General features: G+C 49.4%; 16 protein-coding genes. 6 read left to right on the top strand and 10 right to left on the bottom strand.

The window, feature by feature from the left end:
- Positions 1–9 precede the first annotated feature (9 nt).
- Genes glgA through malQ form a run of 3 tightly spaced genes read left to right on the top strand, consistent with a single transcriptional unit; the run spans position 10 to position 4,925 of the window.
- Positions 10–1,464 (top strand): glycogen synthase GlgA, encoded by a 1,455-nt coding sequence (gene glgA, locus DESHY_RS02425; protein ID WP_008410160.1) that lies wholly within the window; start codon positions 10–12, stop codon positions 1,462–1,464.
- A 9-nt stretch (positions 1,465–1,473) separates the two neighbouring features.
- Positions 1,474–3,438, top strand: coding sequence for a glycoside hydrolase family 13 protein (locus DESHY_RS02420; protein WP_143147780.1), 1,965 nt, complete (start codon positions 1,474–1,476; stop codon positions 3,436–3,438).
- Positions 3,435–4,925 carry a 4-alpha-glucanotransferase gene (malQ, locus tag DESHY_RS02415; protein WP_048817808.1) on the top strand — a complete coding sequence of 497 codons (1,491 nt, stop codon included), beginning with the start codon at positions 3,435–3,437 and terminating at the stop codon, positions 4,923–4,925. Before DESHY_RS02420 ends, malQ begins: the two co-directional genes overlap by 4 nt.
- A 40-nt stretch (positions 4,926–4,965) precedes the next feature.
- Here malQ and nadE read toward each other — a convergent pair whose 3' ends face one another.
- The 9 genes from nadE to DESHY_RS02370 all read right to left on the bottom strand — a co-directional run bounded on the left by nadE (position 4,966) and on the right by DESHY_RS02370 (position 11,311).
- On the bottom strand, positions 4,966–6,879 hold the full coding sequence (gene nadE, locus DESHY_RS02410; RefSeq protein ID WP_048817807.1) for an NAD(+) synthase: 1,914 nt from the start codon (positions 6,877–6,879) through the stop codon (positions 4,966–4,968).
- A gap of 103 nt (positions 6,880–6,982) precedes the next feature.
- Complete coding sequence (locus tag DESHY_RS02405; RefSeq protein ID WP_048817806.1) at positions 6,983–7,489, bottom strand: BglII/BstYI family type II restriction endonuclease; 507 nt, start codon at positions 7,487–7,489, stop codon at positions 6,983–6,985.
- A gap of 126 nt (positions 7,490–7,615) precedes the next feature.
- Positions 7,616–8,056: a YhcN/YlaJ family sporulation lipoprotein gene (locus DESHY_RS02400; protein WP_008410150.1), complete on the bottom strand. Its 441-nt coding sequence runs from the start codon at positions 8,054–8,056 to the stop codon at positions 7,616–7,618.
- A 27-nt stretch (positions 8,057–8,083) separates the two neighbouring features.
- Complete coding sequence (gene spoVAE / locus DESHY_RS02395) at positions 8,084–8,437, bottom strand: stage V sporulation protein AE (RefSeq protein WP_008410148.1); 354 nt, start codon at positions 8,435–8,437, stop codon at positions 8,084–8,086.
- A gap of 12 nt (positions 8,438–8,449) precedes the next feature.
- Complete coding sequence (gene spoVAD, locus DESHY_RS02390) at positions 8,450–9,454, bottom strand: stage V sporulation protein AD (protein ID WP_008410146.1); 1,005 nt, start codon at positions 9,452–9,454, stop codon at positions 8,450–8,452.
- Between the two features lies 1 nt (position 9,455).
- Positions 9,456–9,935, bottom strand: a complete 480-nt coding sequence (gene spoVAC, locus DESHY_RS02385) for a stage V sporulation protein AC (RefSeq protein ID WP_008410144.1) — start codon at positions 9,933–9,935, stop codon at positions 9,456–9,458.
- 13 nt (positions 9,936–9,948) lie between these two features.
- Positions 9,949–10,809, bottom strand: coding sequence for a DUF421 domain-containing protein (locus DESHY_RS02380; RefSeq protein ID WP_008410142.1), 861 nt, complete (start codon positions 10,807–10,809; stop codon positions 9,949–9,951).
- A gap of 24 nt (positions 10,810–10,833) precedes the next feature.
- Entirely contained in the window at positions 10,834–11,040 is a 207-nt protein-coding gene (locus DESHY_RS02375) for a DUF1657 domain-containing protein (protein ID WP_008410140.1), read from the bottom strand.
- 64 nt (positions 11,041–11,104) lie between these two features.
- Positions 11,105–11,311 (bottom strand): DUF1657 domain-containing protein, encoded by a 207-nt coding sequence (locus DESHY_RS02370; protein ID WP_008410138.1) that lies wholly within the window; start codon positions 11,309–11,311, stop codon positions 11,105–11,107.
- 171 nt (positions 11,312–11,482) lie between these two features.
- Here DESHY_RS02370 and DESHY_RS02365 point away from each other — a divergent pair, with 171 nt between their 5' ends.
- From DESHY_RS02365 to DESHY_RS13445, 3 genes are all read left to right on the top strand, one after another.
- Positions 11,483–12,163: a YetF domain-containing protein gene (locus DESHY_RS02365; protein ID WP_008410137.1), complete on the top strand. Its 681-nt coding sequence runs from the start codon at positions 11,483–11,485 to the stop codon at positions 12,161–12,163.
- A gap of 24 nt (positions 12,164–12,187) precedes the next feature.
- Positions 12,188–12,568 (top strand): DUF4363 family protein, encoded by a 381-nt coding sequence (locus DESHY_RS02360; RefSeq protein ID WP_008410136.1) that lies wholly within the window; start codon positions 12,188–12,190, stop codon positions 12,566–12,568.
- Positions 12,569–12,631: 63 nt separating this feature from the next.
- Positions 12,632–12,826 carry a hypothetical protein gene (locus tag DESHY_RS13445; RefSeq protein ID WP_008410135.1) on the top strand — a complete coding sequence of 65 codons (195 nt, stop codon included), beginning with the start codon at positions 12,632–12,634 and terminating at the stop codon, positions 12,824–12,826.
- Positions 12,827–12,894: 68 nt separating this feature from the next.
- Here DESHY_RS13445 and DESHY_RS02355 read toward each other — a convergent pair whose 3' ends face one another.
- A complete protein-coding gene (locus DESHY_RS02355; protein ID WP_143147779.1) occupies positions 12,895–14,178 on the bottom strand; it encodes an ArsB/NhaD family transporter in 1,284 nt (427 codons plus the stop codon).
- Between the last annotated feature and the right edge of the window lie 293 nt (positions 14,179–14,471).

Raw genomic sequence — 14,471 nt, 5'->3', positions numbered from 1 at the left:
GGTGATGAAATGCAAGTGTTATTTGTGGCCTCCGAAGGGGTGCCTTTCGTAAAGACCGGGGGATTGGCAGATGTGGTTGGCTCCCTGCCGCGGGCTTTAATTAAGCAGGGGATAGATGTAAGGCTTATTTTACCCAAATATAGTGAGATTCCGGCAACTTTTCGGGACTGTATGGTAAGACAAAAAAACTTTAATGTGCCCCTGGGTTGGCGAAATAATTATTGTGGTTTAGAGCAACTGCAGCATGAAGGAGTTAACTGTTACTTTATCGATAACGAATATTATTTTAATCGACCGGGCCTTTACGGTTTTAGTGATGATGCCGAACGCTATGCTTTTTTCTGCCGGGCGGTGCTGGAGGCTTTGCCTCACCTGGACTTTGTTCCCAGGATATTGCACTGCCACGATTGGCATACCGGTATGGTCAGTGTTTTCTGGCATGCCTTTTACAGCAACCGTCCTTTATACAAAGATTTAGGTCTGGTTTTCACTGTTCACAACTTGCACTACCAGGGAGTATTTCCCGGCACAATTTTAGATGATCTTTTGGGTTTGGGGAGAGAATATTTCACCCTTGACGGAGTGGAATTTTACGGCGGGGTCAGTTTTATTAAGGGTGGGTTAAACTACTCCCACCTGCTTACCACCGTCAGTGAAACATACGCCCGGGAAATCCGGACGCCATACTTTGGTGAGCGGTTGGACGGTTTGCTCAGGCAGCGGCAGAACCGCTTGCACGGTATAATTAACGGCATTGATACAGATTACTATAATCCAGCCACCGATCCTTATATTTTTGAACATTATTCATGGCAAAAACCCCGGCCAAAGCGAAATAATAAGGAACAGCTGCAGGAATTACTGGGACTGCCGGTACAGCCAAACGTACCGTTGTTAGCTATCGTTTCCCGGCTGGTTAACCAGAAGGGACTGGACCTGATTGCCGGTGTGCTGGAGGAAATCCTCGCAATGGATGTACAACTGGTGGTGCTGGGAACCGGTGAAAAAAAATACGAGACCATGTTTGAACAAGCCGCTGTAAAATACCCGCACAAAGTATCTGCCAATATCATGTTTGGTCATGCCCTGGCCCACCGCATATATGCCGGTGCAGACATTTTATTAATGCCTTCGCTGTTTGAACCGTGCGGCATCGGGCAGTTAATAGCCTTACGATATGGTTGCATACCGGTAGTAAGAGAAACCGGCGGCTTAAAAGATACGGTACAACCTTACAATGAATTTACCGGCGAGGGCAACGGCTTTAGTTTTACCCCTTACAATGCCCATGATTTCCTGTACACGCTGCAACGAGCAATTAGCTTTTATAACCGGCCCCAGTTGTGGACAAAAATCATAACCAATGCCATGCAGGCCGATTTCAGCTGGCATAAATCCGCTCAAAAATATCATGATTTGTATCAAGCCCTGTTAAGTAGGACAGGCAACTCTTTAAACAGGTAGATGATGGATATGACTACGTGGATATTACACGATTCTCACCGGGCAGAGTTTCGCAGCCCCTTTGGCGCTGTGCCCTGCGCAACCCCGATCAGTCTGGCGGTGGCCGTCGACAGCCGTCAACCGGTGGACAGTGTTATTTTGCGCTTATGGAAATACGGCCGTGAAGAAGAGAAAATCACCATGCAACCGGCGGCAGAGAAAGAGGGAAGAAAATTTTACCGGGCGGCAATTACCGCCCCTGCCATACAGGGTTGGTTGTGGTATTTTTTCATTATTGTCCAGGGTGACAGGGTTTTTTATTATGGCAATAATCCGCAAAACCTGGGCGGCGAGGGCTGCCTTTATGACCATGAGCCGCCTTCATATCAAATTACAGTATACAAACAAGATAATGCCACGCCCCACTGGTTTAAAGAAGCCGTGATGTACCAGATTTTTGTTGACCGCTTTTGCAACGGCCATGCCGAAGGTAAAATATTAAACCCCAAACAGCACTGTGTCATTTACCCTGACTGGGATGCCGTACCGCAATACGGCAGGGACCCGCAAACCGGCAAAACAGTATGTTTTGACATCTTTGGGGGCAACTTATTGGGTGTGTTGAAAAAACTGCCCTATTTAAAAGACTTGGGCATCAATGTTATTTACTTAAATCCAATTTTTGAGGCGGCCAGCAACCATAAATATGATACCGGCGACTATAAAAAAGTTGATCCCATGTACGGCGACAACCGGTTGTTTCAAGAACTTTGTGCCAAGGCTGCGGAACTGGGGATTTCCGTTATTTTAGACGGTGTTTTCAGCCATACCGGCAGTGACAGTATATATTTTAACCGGGAAGGCCGGTATCCTTCATTGGGAGCTTATCAGTCCAAAGATTCTCCTTATTATTCATGGTACCGCTTCATTGAATACCCGCACCGCTATGAATGCTGGTGGGGGGTTGAAACCCTGCCCAATGTCAATGAAACGGACCCGTCTTATCAGGATTTTATCGTCACCGGGGAAGACAGTGTGATTAAATATTGGATGAAACTGGGCGCTAAAGGCTGGCGCTTGGATGTGGTGGATGAGTTGCCGGATGAATTTATCAAAAAGATTCGCACCACCATGAAACAATTGGACCCCCAGTCGGTGTTGATCGGTGAAGTGTGGGAAGACGCTTCCAACAAGGTAAGTTACGGGGCAATGCGTCAGTATCTGTTGGGTGAAGAATTGGATTCGGTTATGAATTACCCCTTCCGCCGGGCCTGGCTGGACTTTATGACCGGACAAAGTGATGCCCGGGAGCTGCACCGGCGTTTAATGAGTTTGTACGAAAATTATCCTCTGGAGCAGTTTTACGCTGCCATGAATTTGCTTGGCAGCCATGATGTGGAGCGGGTTCTTACCCTGTTGTGCGGGGCACCGCCTGCCGACCTGCTGAGCCGGGAGGAACAGGCCAGGTTCAAGCCAAGCCGGGAACAAGAGCGGTTGGGCTTGGCCCGCCTGAAATTGCTTGTGCTGGTACAGATGACATTTCCCGGCGTGCCCTGTATTTATTACGGGGATGAAGCAGGCCTGCACGGTTACAAAGATCCTCTAAACCGGGCCACTTATCCCTGGGGCAAAGAAAACAGGGAACTGCTGGCTTGGTATAAAAAAGTGATCGGATTAAGAAACCGCTATGATGTGCTGAAAACAGGCCACTGGCAGCCGGTTTATCATGAGGGCCAGGTTTATGGTTACCTGAGAAAGATCAGCCAGGGTAAGGACGTATTTGGCCGCCCCAAGCAAGATAACCTTGCCCTGGTGCTGGTCAACGCCGGCACAGACAGGGAAGCCCGCCTGACGATTCATTTAGGCTGTAGCTACAACGGCAGCCTGTCTGATTTGCTGCCGGGAGCAGGGCATTACCGTGTGCAAGACGGAGTGCTGCAGCTTACCCTGGCGCCGCTGACCGGAAAACTGTTAATGGATGAGGGATGGCAATGAAGTTCCCCAGGCAAAGCGGCATTTTGCTCCACCTAACTTCTTTACCGTCTCCCTACGGGATAGGTGATTTAGGCCGGCCGGCCCGCCGGTTTGTGGACTTTCTCAGCCGCAGCAGGCAGCGCTTGTGGCAGGTACTTCCCCTGCATCCGCCGGGATACGGTGAATCGCCTTTTCAGTGCTTTTCTGCCTTTGCCGGAAACCCCTTATTAATCAGTTTAGATATGCTGAGAGACGAAGGTCTGCTGGCGGCACAGGATGGGTTACCGCCTCCTGACTTGGCTGATGGCCGGGTAGAATTTAACCGGGTAAGGCAATATAAGGAACCCTTGCTGCGACAAGCCTTTGCCGTTTTTCAACACGGTCGTAAACCATGCCAATATCACCAATTTATGGCAGAGGCCCATTGGTTGCCGGATTATGCCTTATTTATGGCTCTTAAACATTACTACGGCGGTCTGCCCTGGAACCGTTGGGAACAGCCGGTGGCCCGGCGCCAAAGAAAAGCATTGCAGCATTACCGCCAAATGTTGCGGGAGGAGATAAATTACCAGTGTTTTTTACAGTATATTTTTTTTACCCAGTGGCGTCAGTTAAAAAAATATGCCAATGATCGGGGCATTAAAATTATCGGAGATTTGCCCATCTTTATATCTTGCGACAGCAGCGATGCCTGGGCTAACCCGCAATTGTTTGAATTGGATAAAGATGGCAATCCCACCAGGGTAGCCGGTGTACCGCCGGATTATTTCAGTGCTACCGGACAATTATGGGGTAATCCACATTACCGGTGGGCCGCCATGGCCCGGGATGATTACCTGTGGTGGCGGCAAAGGTTTAAGCTGCTGTTAGATACAGTGGATATAATACGGATTGATCATTTTCGAGGGTTTGAAGCGTACTGGGAAATACCTGCCGGCGAAACCACTGCTGTCAACGGCAGATGGGTTAAGGGGCCGGGAAAAAAATTTTTTGCCACCGTTATCCGGCATCTGGGCAATATTCCGGTAATTGCGGAAGACCTGGGGGTTATTACACCTGAGGTGGTAAGGTTAAAAGAATGTTTTAACTTTCCGGGTATGAAGATTCTGCAATTTAACCTGCATAGCCATGAAAAAGAAGAATTTCTGCCCCATCATTATGAAGCCAACTCGGTGGTTTACACAGGTACCCACGATAACGATACTACTGTCGGCTGGTATAGCAAGCTGCTGCCGGGCGACTTGGCTTTTCTCCGGCGTTACCTGGGCCTGCGGGGCAATGAGACAGCCGAAGAAATATGCTGGCAGCTGATTGCCACCGCCCTTGGCTGCCGGTCTAACCTGGCTGTCATTCCCCTGCAGGACATCCTTTGTTTAAACAGCGAAGCTCGCATGAATTATCCCGGGACAGTGGGCGGCAGCAATTGGCAGTGGCGCTTTCAACATGGCCAGCTAACCCCGGACATAACAGAAAAACTGGCCGCCCTGACAACAGCTACCGGCCGGTAGAAGCAAGGCAGCATCAACCCGGCAGTTGGCTAACCGTTGTCTACACGCTCAGCAATTTATGTTTTAACTGCCGGTACCGCCGGGTATAATAAACGCCGTTCTGGGCTTCCCGGTGATCAAAGCCGAAGGCGCGCCGGCTGACTGCCAGAATAGGCGGCGCCTGGATTCGTTTGGCGACACCCAGGCCGTTAAACAGGTTCCACCAGCGTTCCAGGTCGTCAATAAATTGCCGGGGTGTCGGGAACAGTTGTTGTACCAGCCCCGGCCGGCAGCCCAGTTTTGCTTCCAAAATACCCTGCTCATACCATTGCAGGATGTCTTCCGGGGTGGCTTTATCCCACCGCTGGACAAAGGAACGAAACAGGTAATCATGGTACGGGTAGGCAATAGGATCACCCTTGCCCGCCTCAACGTCCTGGTCAGAACTGAGTTCAGCGCTGGGAACAATATCCATAATACCCTTGGGTATAACTTCTCGCCCGTATACATGCCGGTTGAGATAGCGGGCCAAATCATAAACCTGGTGTTTCCAGAGATCCCCAATGGCAGCTAAAAATCCTGCCTGGTCGCCGTACAGGGTGGAATAACCCACCGTCGTTTCCGCTTTGTTGGCGTTGCAGGTGAATCCTCCGCCAAAGGCGGCTGCCACTGCGGCCAGCACCCTGGCTGAGCGATCCCTGGCCTGTATGTTTTCGGACATAAAAGAGGTTATTTGAAGGGCAAATTTTTCACCGGTAGCCGGGTTAATAACCGGTGTGCTTTCAATTTGTTTAACGGTGTAGTCCACCGATTCCTGAATAGGTAAAACTGTATAACAACAACCTAAATTTTCAGCCAGCTGCCGGGCTAATTGGCGGGTGGTTGGTGAGTTATAGCGGCTGGGCATGTTGACCAGCAAAAGATTCGACGGTCCGATGGCTTTGGCATATAGGGCGGCAGAGACGGCCGAGTCAATGCCGCCGGAAATGCCGATGACCACTTTGCGCATGCCAATGGCGGCAGTGAACTTTTGAATGCCGTAATGCAAGGCCTGGTAGATGAAGCTGACGTTATCGTCCGCCGGAACGTCCAGGGCCGGTAAATTTGTGCCGCCGTTTGCCAGGTCTAGCTCCACTAAATCAAGGTTTGGCTTAAAGGACGGCCGGCTGCAGTAAATTACCTCACCGTTTTTATTATATACCGTACTGGAGCCGTCAAAGGTATAAATTGTCTTGCCGTTATTTTGGATGCCCACGTTATTAACATAAATTAACGGCACGCCGGCAGCTCGTGCCTGCTCAGCAAAAACCCGGTTCCGCTTGTTGTTTTTGCCCAGCGTAAAAGGAGAACTGGAAATGTTGATAAGCAGGTTAACGCTGCCTTTATTCATTATGGCAGGAATAGGTTTGGTGCTGTAATCTGCTGCCCAGCCGTCTTCGCACAGCAGGCAACCAAGGCCCAGCCGGCCGTTGGGCAGTGGCAGGTAAACCGGGGTTAAAAGTTCTTCCGGTGTTTTGCCCAACTCCAGGGCCAGTTTGCGCAGGCTGTAAAAATGACGGTCGTCGTCAAATTGCCGGTAATTGGGCTGTAAGGTTTTGATACGGAAAGGGTAGGGGAAGTTGTCGCCGCCCCAAAATTTGCCGTCCCGGGCCACGAAAAAAGCATTATATTTGCGCACCCGGCCGTCTTCGCCGGTTTTTTGCCAGTCCACCCCTACATTGCCAAACAACACGGTAATCCGGTCTGATGCCTTGCTGATTTCCAAACCGTATTCTTCACAGTCCCTGAGAAAGGATGGCTGTTCCCAGGTGTCGCCCAGCAGGTAACCGGGAATACACATTTCCGGGAAAATAATCACTTCGGCTCCGTCACGCCGGGCTTGATTAATCATTTCCAGCATAGTTTGGGTGTTAATGTCCGGACGGCCTGGCCGGACTTCCATTTGACCTAATGCAATTTTAAACTGCAAAACCATCGCCTCTTTTAAAAAAATTGTAGTTGTAGCTTGCCCAGGAACGGCCGTTATTTAACAAAAACGCCCGTTCCTTACGGTACGGGCATTTTGCTCGGGCGGCGGGCTAAGCCACATCAATCCCCACCAAATATATGGGCAACTGCAAATGGGTTTTGAAGTGCCGCAGGTAGCGGTCTGCCTTTTCAAAATTCATGGCACCTGTCCAATTGTGCCTGTAATGATGATAGATTTGTTTTTGAAACTTTTTTGTTGTAACAATAAAAATGCCCACATCAATTTTATCCCAATGATGGGAAGAAGACAATTGAAACTTAAGCAGGTTATGCCCCAGCAGGGAAATATGACGAAAACCAATTTCCAGGCCAATGTGCTGTTTGGTTAATTCGATGGCTGCCATGGGGTTGACCGGCTCGTGAAAGGGTGAGGGAATATGCTGCCAGCCGTGATTTTTAAAGAGTTCCCCCAGTGTTTGGTTGAATTGAGAACGGGACAGGGCAGAAAAATCAAAATGCTGTCCTAATAAAATCTCTTCAACTTCCCTTAAAAGGGGATTATTTGATAAAATTTGACCAGCCGACCGGTAGGAATTTGTTTGCAGTTGTAATTGCATAATCCTCACCCGACCTTTCCTATTTATTTTTATTAACTAATTTCCATATAATTATGAATTATCCTTCTATTATAGCGAAAAAAATAAATAGTTTAATAAAAATTTTCGGGGAGGCGACAGCCTCCCTTAACCCTGCATGGCTTGATTAATTTTTTCCAACCGGGGCAGCAGATCGGCAGCCGGCCTGTCCGGAGAAGCTTTAATTTGCTTTTCAATGGCCTGCAGTTGCGAAAATAATTTTTTGTCTGATGTTACATGGACTTCATATTGTTGATCAAGGCCGGCAATCTTACGGTGCACTTCTTGTTCGATAGATTGCAGCTTTAAACGGTTAAAGCCGGTAACCTTTATGGCAGCAGAAATGTTTTTATTCACCGCCACTACCACGGCATCTTCTACTCCCTTAACTGACAGGGCGGCTTGCTTAGCCTGCTCAGCCAGCTCCGGGTTACATTCTGCCGCCTGGCAGCCTGTATTAACCTCGGGTTTTTTACCGGGTGTGGTTTGGCAGCCGGTCAGGGACAGGCACAATAAAAATAATAAGAATATTTTTAATACGGTTTTCATGATCTCACCTTTATTTACCGGGATTTGTTAACCTCTGGGGCGAACCAGCAGAGCAGCCAGGAATCCAAAAATAATAGCGGCCGAAATGCCGGCGCTGGTTACTTCAAAAATGCCGGTCAGGATGCCCACCAGGCCGGTTCTTTCTGCTTCTGCCAGTGCGCCGTGCACCAGGGAATTGCCAAAACTGGTAATAGGAACAGTGGCACCGGCACCGGCAAAATCAATCAGGGGTTCGTACAGCCCCAGGCCCCCTAATACAGCTCCTGTTACCACCAGCAAACTCATGGTGTGGGCCGGGGTGAGCTTGCCCACATCCATTAACAGCTGGCCCAGCACACAAATGAGTCCGCCCACCACAAAGGCCCAGAAATAAGTTTCCAAGAGCGATCCCCCCTAGTAATACTCCATGGCCACAGCGTGTGCGATGCAGGGTATACTTTCTTTTTGCTGATAAGATAAAGGAGACAGCAGAGCACCGGTGGCCACTATCAGGACCCGGTTAAGTTCGCCTTGTTTCATTTTGTTTATGATATGGCCAAAAGTTACGGCGGCTGCACAGCCGCAACCACTGCCCCCGGCCATAACCGGTTGTTCCGGCCCGTAAATTAAAATCCCGCAATCGGTAAAAATTTCTTCAGGAATTTCCAGGCCGTGTTTTATTAACAGATCTCTGGCAATTTGATGTCCCACGCGGGCCAGGTCGCCGGTGGCGATCAAGTCATAATGGGAAGGCGAGATGCCAAGATCCCTGAAATGAGTTGTCAGTGTGTCCACTGCTGCCGGAGCCATGGCAGCCCCCATATTGAAGGGATCCTGCAACCCCATGTCCACCACCCTGCCGATTGTGGCCGAAGTAATCCTGGGGCCGTCACCGCCGGGGCCCACCAGGGCAACCCCGGCTGCGGTGGCCGTCCACTGGGCGGTAGGGGGTTTCTGGGCGCCGTATTCAGTGGGGTACCTGAATTGTTTCTCTACGGCCGGATTATGGCTGGCCGTACCGCATAACACATACCGGGCAGCTTTACTGTCCACCAGCAGGGCTCCCAGTGCCAGGCTTTGCATGGAGGTGGAACAGGCGCCGAACAGCCCCAGGTAAGGTACAGCCAGGCTGCGGGCGGCAAAACTGCTGGAAATAATTTGGTTTAATAAGTCACCGCCCAGGAAAAAATGAATGTCCTGCTTTTGCAAGCCTGCTTTACGAATGGCAATTTCTATAGCTTCTTCCAACATTTTTTGCTCGGCTTTTTCGTAGCTGTCCTGGCCCAGCCATAAATCACCGTGGATGATATCATAATCATTTGCCAGGGGCCCCTTGCCTTCAAAGGGGCCTACTACGGTACCGGTGGACAACAGGGTAGGTTGATTGGGGAAAATCCATGTTTGGTGTCCCTGCAGCATGCTAGGATCCCCCTGACATAGTAAATAATGTTCTGACCAAGGATACCACAAAGGCCGCAAAGACGCCAAAGGCAATGACGGAACCGGCCAGCTTGAACATATTGCCGCCTACCCCCAGGACATAGCCTTCGCTGCGGTGTTCAATGGCAGCAGAAGCAATACTGTTGGCAAAACCGGTCACCGGCACGGCTGTACCGGCACCGGCCCACTGGGCCAGATGATCGTACACCCCCAGGGCGGTTAAGACTACCGAAATAAAAATAAGAACTGCCACAGTAGGATTGCCTGCAGTTTTTTCTGTAAAGTCAAAGTTCCAGATGAAAAAATCGGCGACCCCCTGCCCCAGTGCACAAATAAAGCCGCCCGCCACAAAAGCCTTTACTGTATTGGCCAGTACCGGGCGTTGAGGTTCCCGGGTTTTTGCAAAGGCCTGGTACTCTTGTTGGGTAATGGTAAGCTTTTTCTTTTGCTTGTTTGACATCTGTTGTCACCCCTTACCTTTTAAGCAAAGGTTTTAATTCTGAAATTACCGCATCCAGTTGTTCAGCGCACCGGCTGTATATTGCTTTAGCCTTAGGCAGCCGGGTGCCCAGGGCATACATCTCACAATCAGCCTGGCATTTTTTTAGGGTGGCATAAGCCAAATCCTTTGTTTTAGGCTGTGGCACATGTATGGCATCGTCAAATAAATCCAAATAAAGCTGTCCTGCCGCATCCACCTGGGCAATAAAAACGTTTTCGGGTGCCACACCGGCCTTCTCCAATTCAGCCTGCAGCCAGTTGCGGTTCAGCCCCAAGGCTGTCAAATGCTCGTCTATAATAACACCGTCCAACATGACGGTTTGGGGGACGCTTTCTTGGTTTACTTGCCAACCCAGGGCTGCCGCGGTAACCGGCCGGTGTTGTTTTTTCAACATGACACTGACTTCACCGTTGGGCTCCAACACAGCAAATTCCACATCTGCCACTTTAAAGGCATTTTTTTGACGCAATTTGCTTAACAAGTCCTCCGGCGTAAAACGGGCTTCCATTAACTTATCCTCTAAAACTTTACCGTGGTTAATGAGAATTGTTTCTTTGCCCATGATCAGGTCCCGGAGAGACTTATATTTTATCGCCAGCAGGTAAAGAATGGCAGGCAGCAGAGTCCAAACGGCCAGTACGGCCAGCCCGTCAACGGGATTAGCAATCATATGCAGAGATAGGGCAGCGGCAGTTACGCCAATCACAATAACTGTGACTAGGTCAAACAGGGTAAGCTGGGAGATTTGTCTTTTTCCCGTCAATCTTAGCAGCAGCCAAACCAAGGCCAGAAAACCCAGGGAACGCCCTATAACTGCAAGCCATTCGGGCATTTAAAACGCCTCCTCTTAAAAAAACTAAAGGCCTTTGTATTGCGGTTCTTCATACTCCAGCACCCTGACCCTGTTTTCCAGCGCCTCAATTACCTGGCCCAGCCGTTGACAATTTTTATCCAATAACTGCTTGTTGGCCGGATTAGTTTCAAAAGCACAGAATGTCTCCAGGGTGGCCTGGGTCCCTTTTAAACCGGCAATAGTTTGCTTAACCTGGGCTGCCACTGTCAAGCCAATCACCTCTTAAGGCTTATTTTGTGCAAGAACCGGGTGTTGTAAGACCCGGTTCTTGCGGTTAGAAACCTTTATATTGGGGTTCTTCCTGTTCAATTTGCTGCATACGGGGCTCCAGGCTGTCAATAATGGCTTGGGTTTGCTGGGCGGCCTGGGTATACAAATCTTTGGCCTGCTGGTTTTGGGTTTGCAAAGCAAAGGATTCCAGACTGGCCTGGGCGGTTTTCAGTCCGGCCAGGGCCTGTTTAACTTGGGATGCTACAGTCATTTTATTACCTCCTTGACTTATCAATAAAACTCCTTTGTTAGCATGCCCGGAGCTTTAGTTTTTAACACAAAATTAAGTAATGTGAATTAAATGAGCTATTAGGAAATTTGTGCATATACAGGTGGGTGATGGAAATAATGTATATATCTTGTTAGTGTGAGGGTGATTTTGATGATTATTACTTTAATCAGGACGCTGATATTATTTGCCTTGGTGGTGGTTGCCCTGCGGTTAATGGGTAAGCGGCAAATCGGCAAGCTGCAGCCCTATGAACTGGTAATAATTGTTATGATTGCCGATTTGGCAGCAGTTCCCATGGAAGACATCGGCATACCGCTGCTCAGTGGTATTATTCCCATACTTACCTTACTCTTTGTGGAGGTGGCTATTTCTTTTGGGGCTTTAAAAAGTGAGCGGTTAAGAGGTGTCGTTTGCGGCACCCCCAGCATCCTGGTGGCAAACGGCAAAATAGTGGAGGCGGAGCTTAGAAGGCTGCGCTATAATATTAACGATTTGCTGGAGCAGCTGCGGACAAAAAACTTCCCTAATATTGCGGACGTGGAATATGCCATCCTGGAAACCAGCGGCGAGATCAGCGTGGTGCCAAAGTCGCAAAAAAGGCCGGTGATACCCGCCGATCTTAACATCCCTACCAAATATGAAGGCATTCCGATGACCCTGATTATTGACGGCTATGTATTCGAGCAAAATCTGAAAAAAATTAACCTGAGCCGGGAATGGCTGCAAACGGAGCTGCAGAAATTCGGCATCGGGGACTTGAAACAGGTGTTGCTGGCCAGCCTGGATACCGAGGGCAATCTTTTTTACCAGGTAAAAACCAGGACAGCTTGAAAAAATCCGGAAAGGGGAATTGTGATGAGATTGCTGGCCGCTTTATCAATAATGATTGTTTTGTTGGTGGTCATGGGGCTGTGGATAAATCATTCAATAACCGAGGCAGCCCAGGAGTTATCCGGTCATGTACAGTTAATCAGCCGGGAGGTAAAACAGTCTGACTGGCTGCAGGCCAACAAGCAGATTGCCGAACTGGAGCAGAAGTGGCGGCAAATCGGCAGCTGGTGGCCGGCGGTACTGGATCATCAGGAGATAGATAATATTGAATTTTCGCTGGCGAAGGCAAAGGAGTATCTGGCAGCCGGGGATCGGGTACATTCACTGGCGCAGCTGTCTGAATTAAACTTAATGATCCTGCACCTGCCCGAGAAAGAGTCTTTGCAGCTGAAAAATATTCTTTAACCTTGCATCAAAAAGAGCCGGGACAACCCGGCTCAGCGTGTAGACAAACACTATTGGTGGTTTATGATCCCCTTTGGCTCCGGTCTACGCACCGACAGCACTATGATTCGCTCCGGTCGCCCTTGGGGTCGCCTCAAACGGGCCATCCTGGCCCGGTTCGGCTGGCGCCCACGTCCTGTGGGCGCCACCCCAATGGCTCCTTTCGCTCATCAAGTGCTGTTGCCGGTGCTTCGACAAGTCGCCGACAGGGGATCATAAAGCCACCTCACTTTGTTTTACAACCTTTGTCAACAGTTTGAGCCGGGAAAACCCGGCTCTTGGTAACGTTAGCGCAAGTAGAACAGCAGCAGGTAAACGGTGCTTATTGCGATGGAAAGAATCATCAAGGGAAAAGCAATTTTCATAAAGCCCAGGAAGCTTAAGGGGGTACCTCTCTTTTCGGCCATGCCGGCCACAATCACGTTGGCGGCAGCCCCCACCAGCGACCCGTTGCCACCCAGGCAAGCACCCAGGGCCAGCGACCACCAGAGCGGATCCAGATTGGCAATGCCACCCATCTGGCCCATTTGCTGCAGCAACGGAATCATGGTAGCCACAAAGGGAATATTATCGACAAAGGCGGAGGCCAGGGCAGACAACCATAAAATCAACAGACCGGTGGAAAGAATTTCACCACCTGTAATATGCAGCGCCGATTCGGCAATCCAGTGAATTACGCCGGATTCTTCCAAACCGCCGACCACAATAAACAAACCGACAAAGAAGAAAATAGTGGGCCACTCCACAGTTTCCAGCACATGCTCGGGCTCCTCCCTGGTCATGAGCAGCAGCAAGACAGCACCGCCCAGGGCTATGGTGGCGGTAGGCATGTGAATAATGCTGTGCAGGGCAAAACCGCCGATCGTTAAAGACAGGGCAATCAAGGATTTTTTCAGCAACTTGGCATCTTTTATTTCATCTAACGGGTTAAGTGCGGTAATGGCAGCCATCCGCTGGGGGTCTGCCTGCAGGTCTTTGCGGTAAATTAACCGTAAAATAGCGATGGTAACAAGGAAAACCACCGCAGCCACCGGTGCCAAATTATAAATAAAATCCATAAAGGATAAGCCGGCAGGGCCGCTGATCATAATATTGGGCGGGTCGCCGATCAATGTGGCGGTCCCTCCGATATTACTGGCCATAATTTCGGTAACCAGGAAGGGAACGACATTTACTTGCAGCTGGCGGCAAATAGAAAAGGTTACCGGCACAATGAGCAAAACAGTTGTGACATTATCCAGCAAGGCAGAGGCCACTGCTGTAATGGTTGCCAGTAAAACCAGCAGTTTTAAAGGGTCACCCTTGGCGGCCACGGCCGACTTTACAGCCAGGTACTCAAAAACGCCGGTTCGCCGGGTAATGGATACAATGATCATCATACCCACCAGCAGCCCAATGGTGTTCCAGTCAATATAGTGAATGGCTTTATCCTGGGTGACAATGCCGGTGAACAGCACCAGCATGGCCCCGGCCAGAGCCACCACCGTACGGGGCAGTTTTTCGGAAACAATAAAGGCATAGGTGATAACAAAAATTACAGAGGCCAAAATAAATTGCTTATCCACACTTATACACTCCTTTCAAAAAATATAATTAATTATTGTCAATTGAAACTTACAAACTTATTCACCTCCTGTTAACAGGCAAAAAGAAAGAGGGGTAGCCTTAAAAAAAGCTACCCCCCCCGTTAGCTTAAAATCCTTGTACCAAAATTTGGTACAACACGTTGAGGACTATATCTGATTCCGTATTGATTATAACAAAAGGCACCCCGGTTGTCTATAAAAAAGTATGGCATAATTGGCATATTATGCGCTTGCTGCATAAACATTTGTCACTTATGGAAAGATAATTTGAGGCAGGT

Origin of the sequence: Desulforamulus hydrothermalis Lam5 = DSM 18033 (assembly GCF_000315365.1) — a bacterium.
Taxonomy (GTDB): domain Bacteria; phylum Bacillota; class Desulfotomaculia; order Desulfotomaculales; family Desulfotomaculaceae; genus Desulfotomaculum; species Desulfotomaculum hydrothermale.
This window is presented reverse-complemented; position numbering and strand designations above follow the sequence as displayed.

Excerpts from the sequence above, each read along its gene's own strand:
- nadE (WP_048817807.1), bottom strand. The coding sequence starts at position 6,879 with ATGGTTTTGCAGTTTAAAATTGCATTAGGTCAAATGGAAGTCCGGCCA.
- spoVAD (WP_008410146.1), bottom strand. The coding sequence starts at position 9,454 with ATGCTGCAGGGACACCAAACATGGATTTTCCCCAATCAACCTACCCTG.
- spoVAC (WP_008410144.1), bottom strand. The coding sequence starts at position 9,935 with ATGTCAAACAAGCAAAAGAAAAAGCTTACCATTACCCAACAAGAGTAC.
- DESHY_RS02365 (WP_008410137.1), top strand. The coding sequence starts at position 11,483 with ATGATTATTACTTTAATCAGGACGCTGATATTATTTGCCTTGGTGGTG.
- DESHY_RS13445 (WP_008410135.1), top strand. The coding sequence starts at position 12,632 with ATGATCCCCTTTGGCTCCGGTCTACGCACCGACAGCACTATGATTCGC.
- DESHY_RS02420 (WP_143147780.1), top strand. The coding sequence starts at position 1,474 with ATGACTACGTGGATATTACACGATTCTCACCGGGCAGAGTTTCGCAGC.
- glgA (WP_008410160.1), top strand. The coding sequence starts at position 10 with ATGCAAGTGTTATTTGTGGCCTCCGAAGGGGTGCCTTTCGTAAAGACC.
- DESHY_RS02405 (WP_048817806.1), bottom strand. The coding sequence starts at position 7,489 with ATGCAATTACAACTGCAAACAAATTCCTACCGGTCGGCTGGTCAAATT.
- DESHY_RS02400 (WP_008410150.1), bottom strand. The coding sequence starts at position 8,056 with ATGAAAACCGTATTAAAAATATTCTTATTATTTTTATTGTGCCTGTCC.
- malQ (WP_048817808.1), top strand. The coding sequence starts at position 3,435 with ATGAAGTTCCCCAGGCAAAGCGGCATTTTGCTCCACCTAACTTCTTTA.
- DESHY_RS02360 (WP_008410136.1), top strand. The coding sequence starts at position 12,188 with ATGAGATTGCTGGCCGCTTTATCAATAATGATTGTTTTGTTGGTGGTC.
- DESHY_RS02380 (WP_008410142.1), bottom strand. The coding sequence starts at position 10,809 with ATGCCCGAATGGCTTGCAGTTATAGGGCGTTCCCTGGGTTTTCTGGCC.
- DESHY_RS02370 (WP_008410138.1), bottom strand. The coding sequence starts at position 11,311 with ATGACTGTAGCATCCCAAGTTAAACAGGCCCTGGCCGGACTGAAAACC.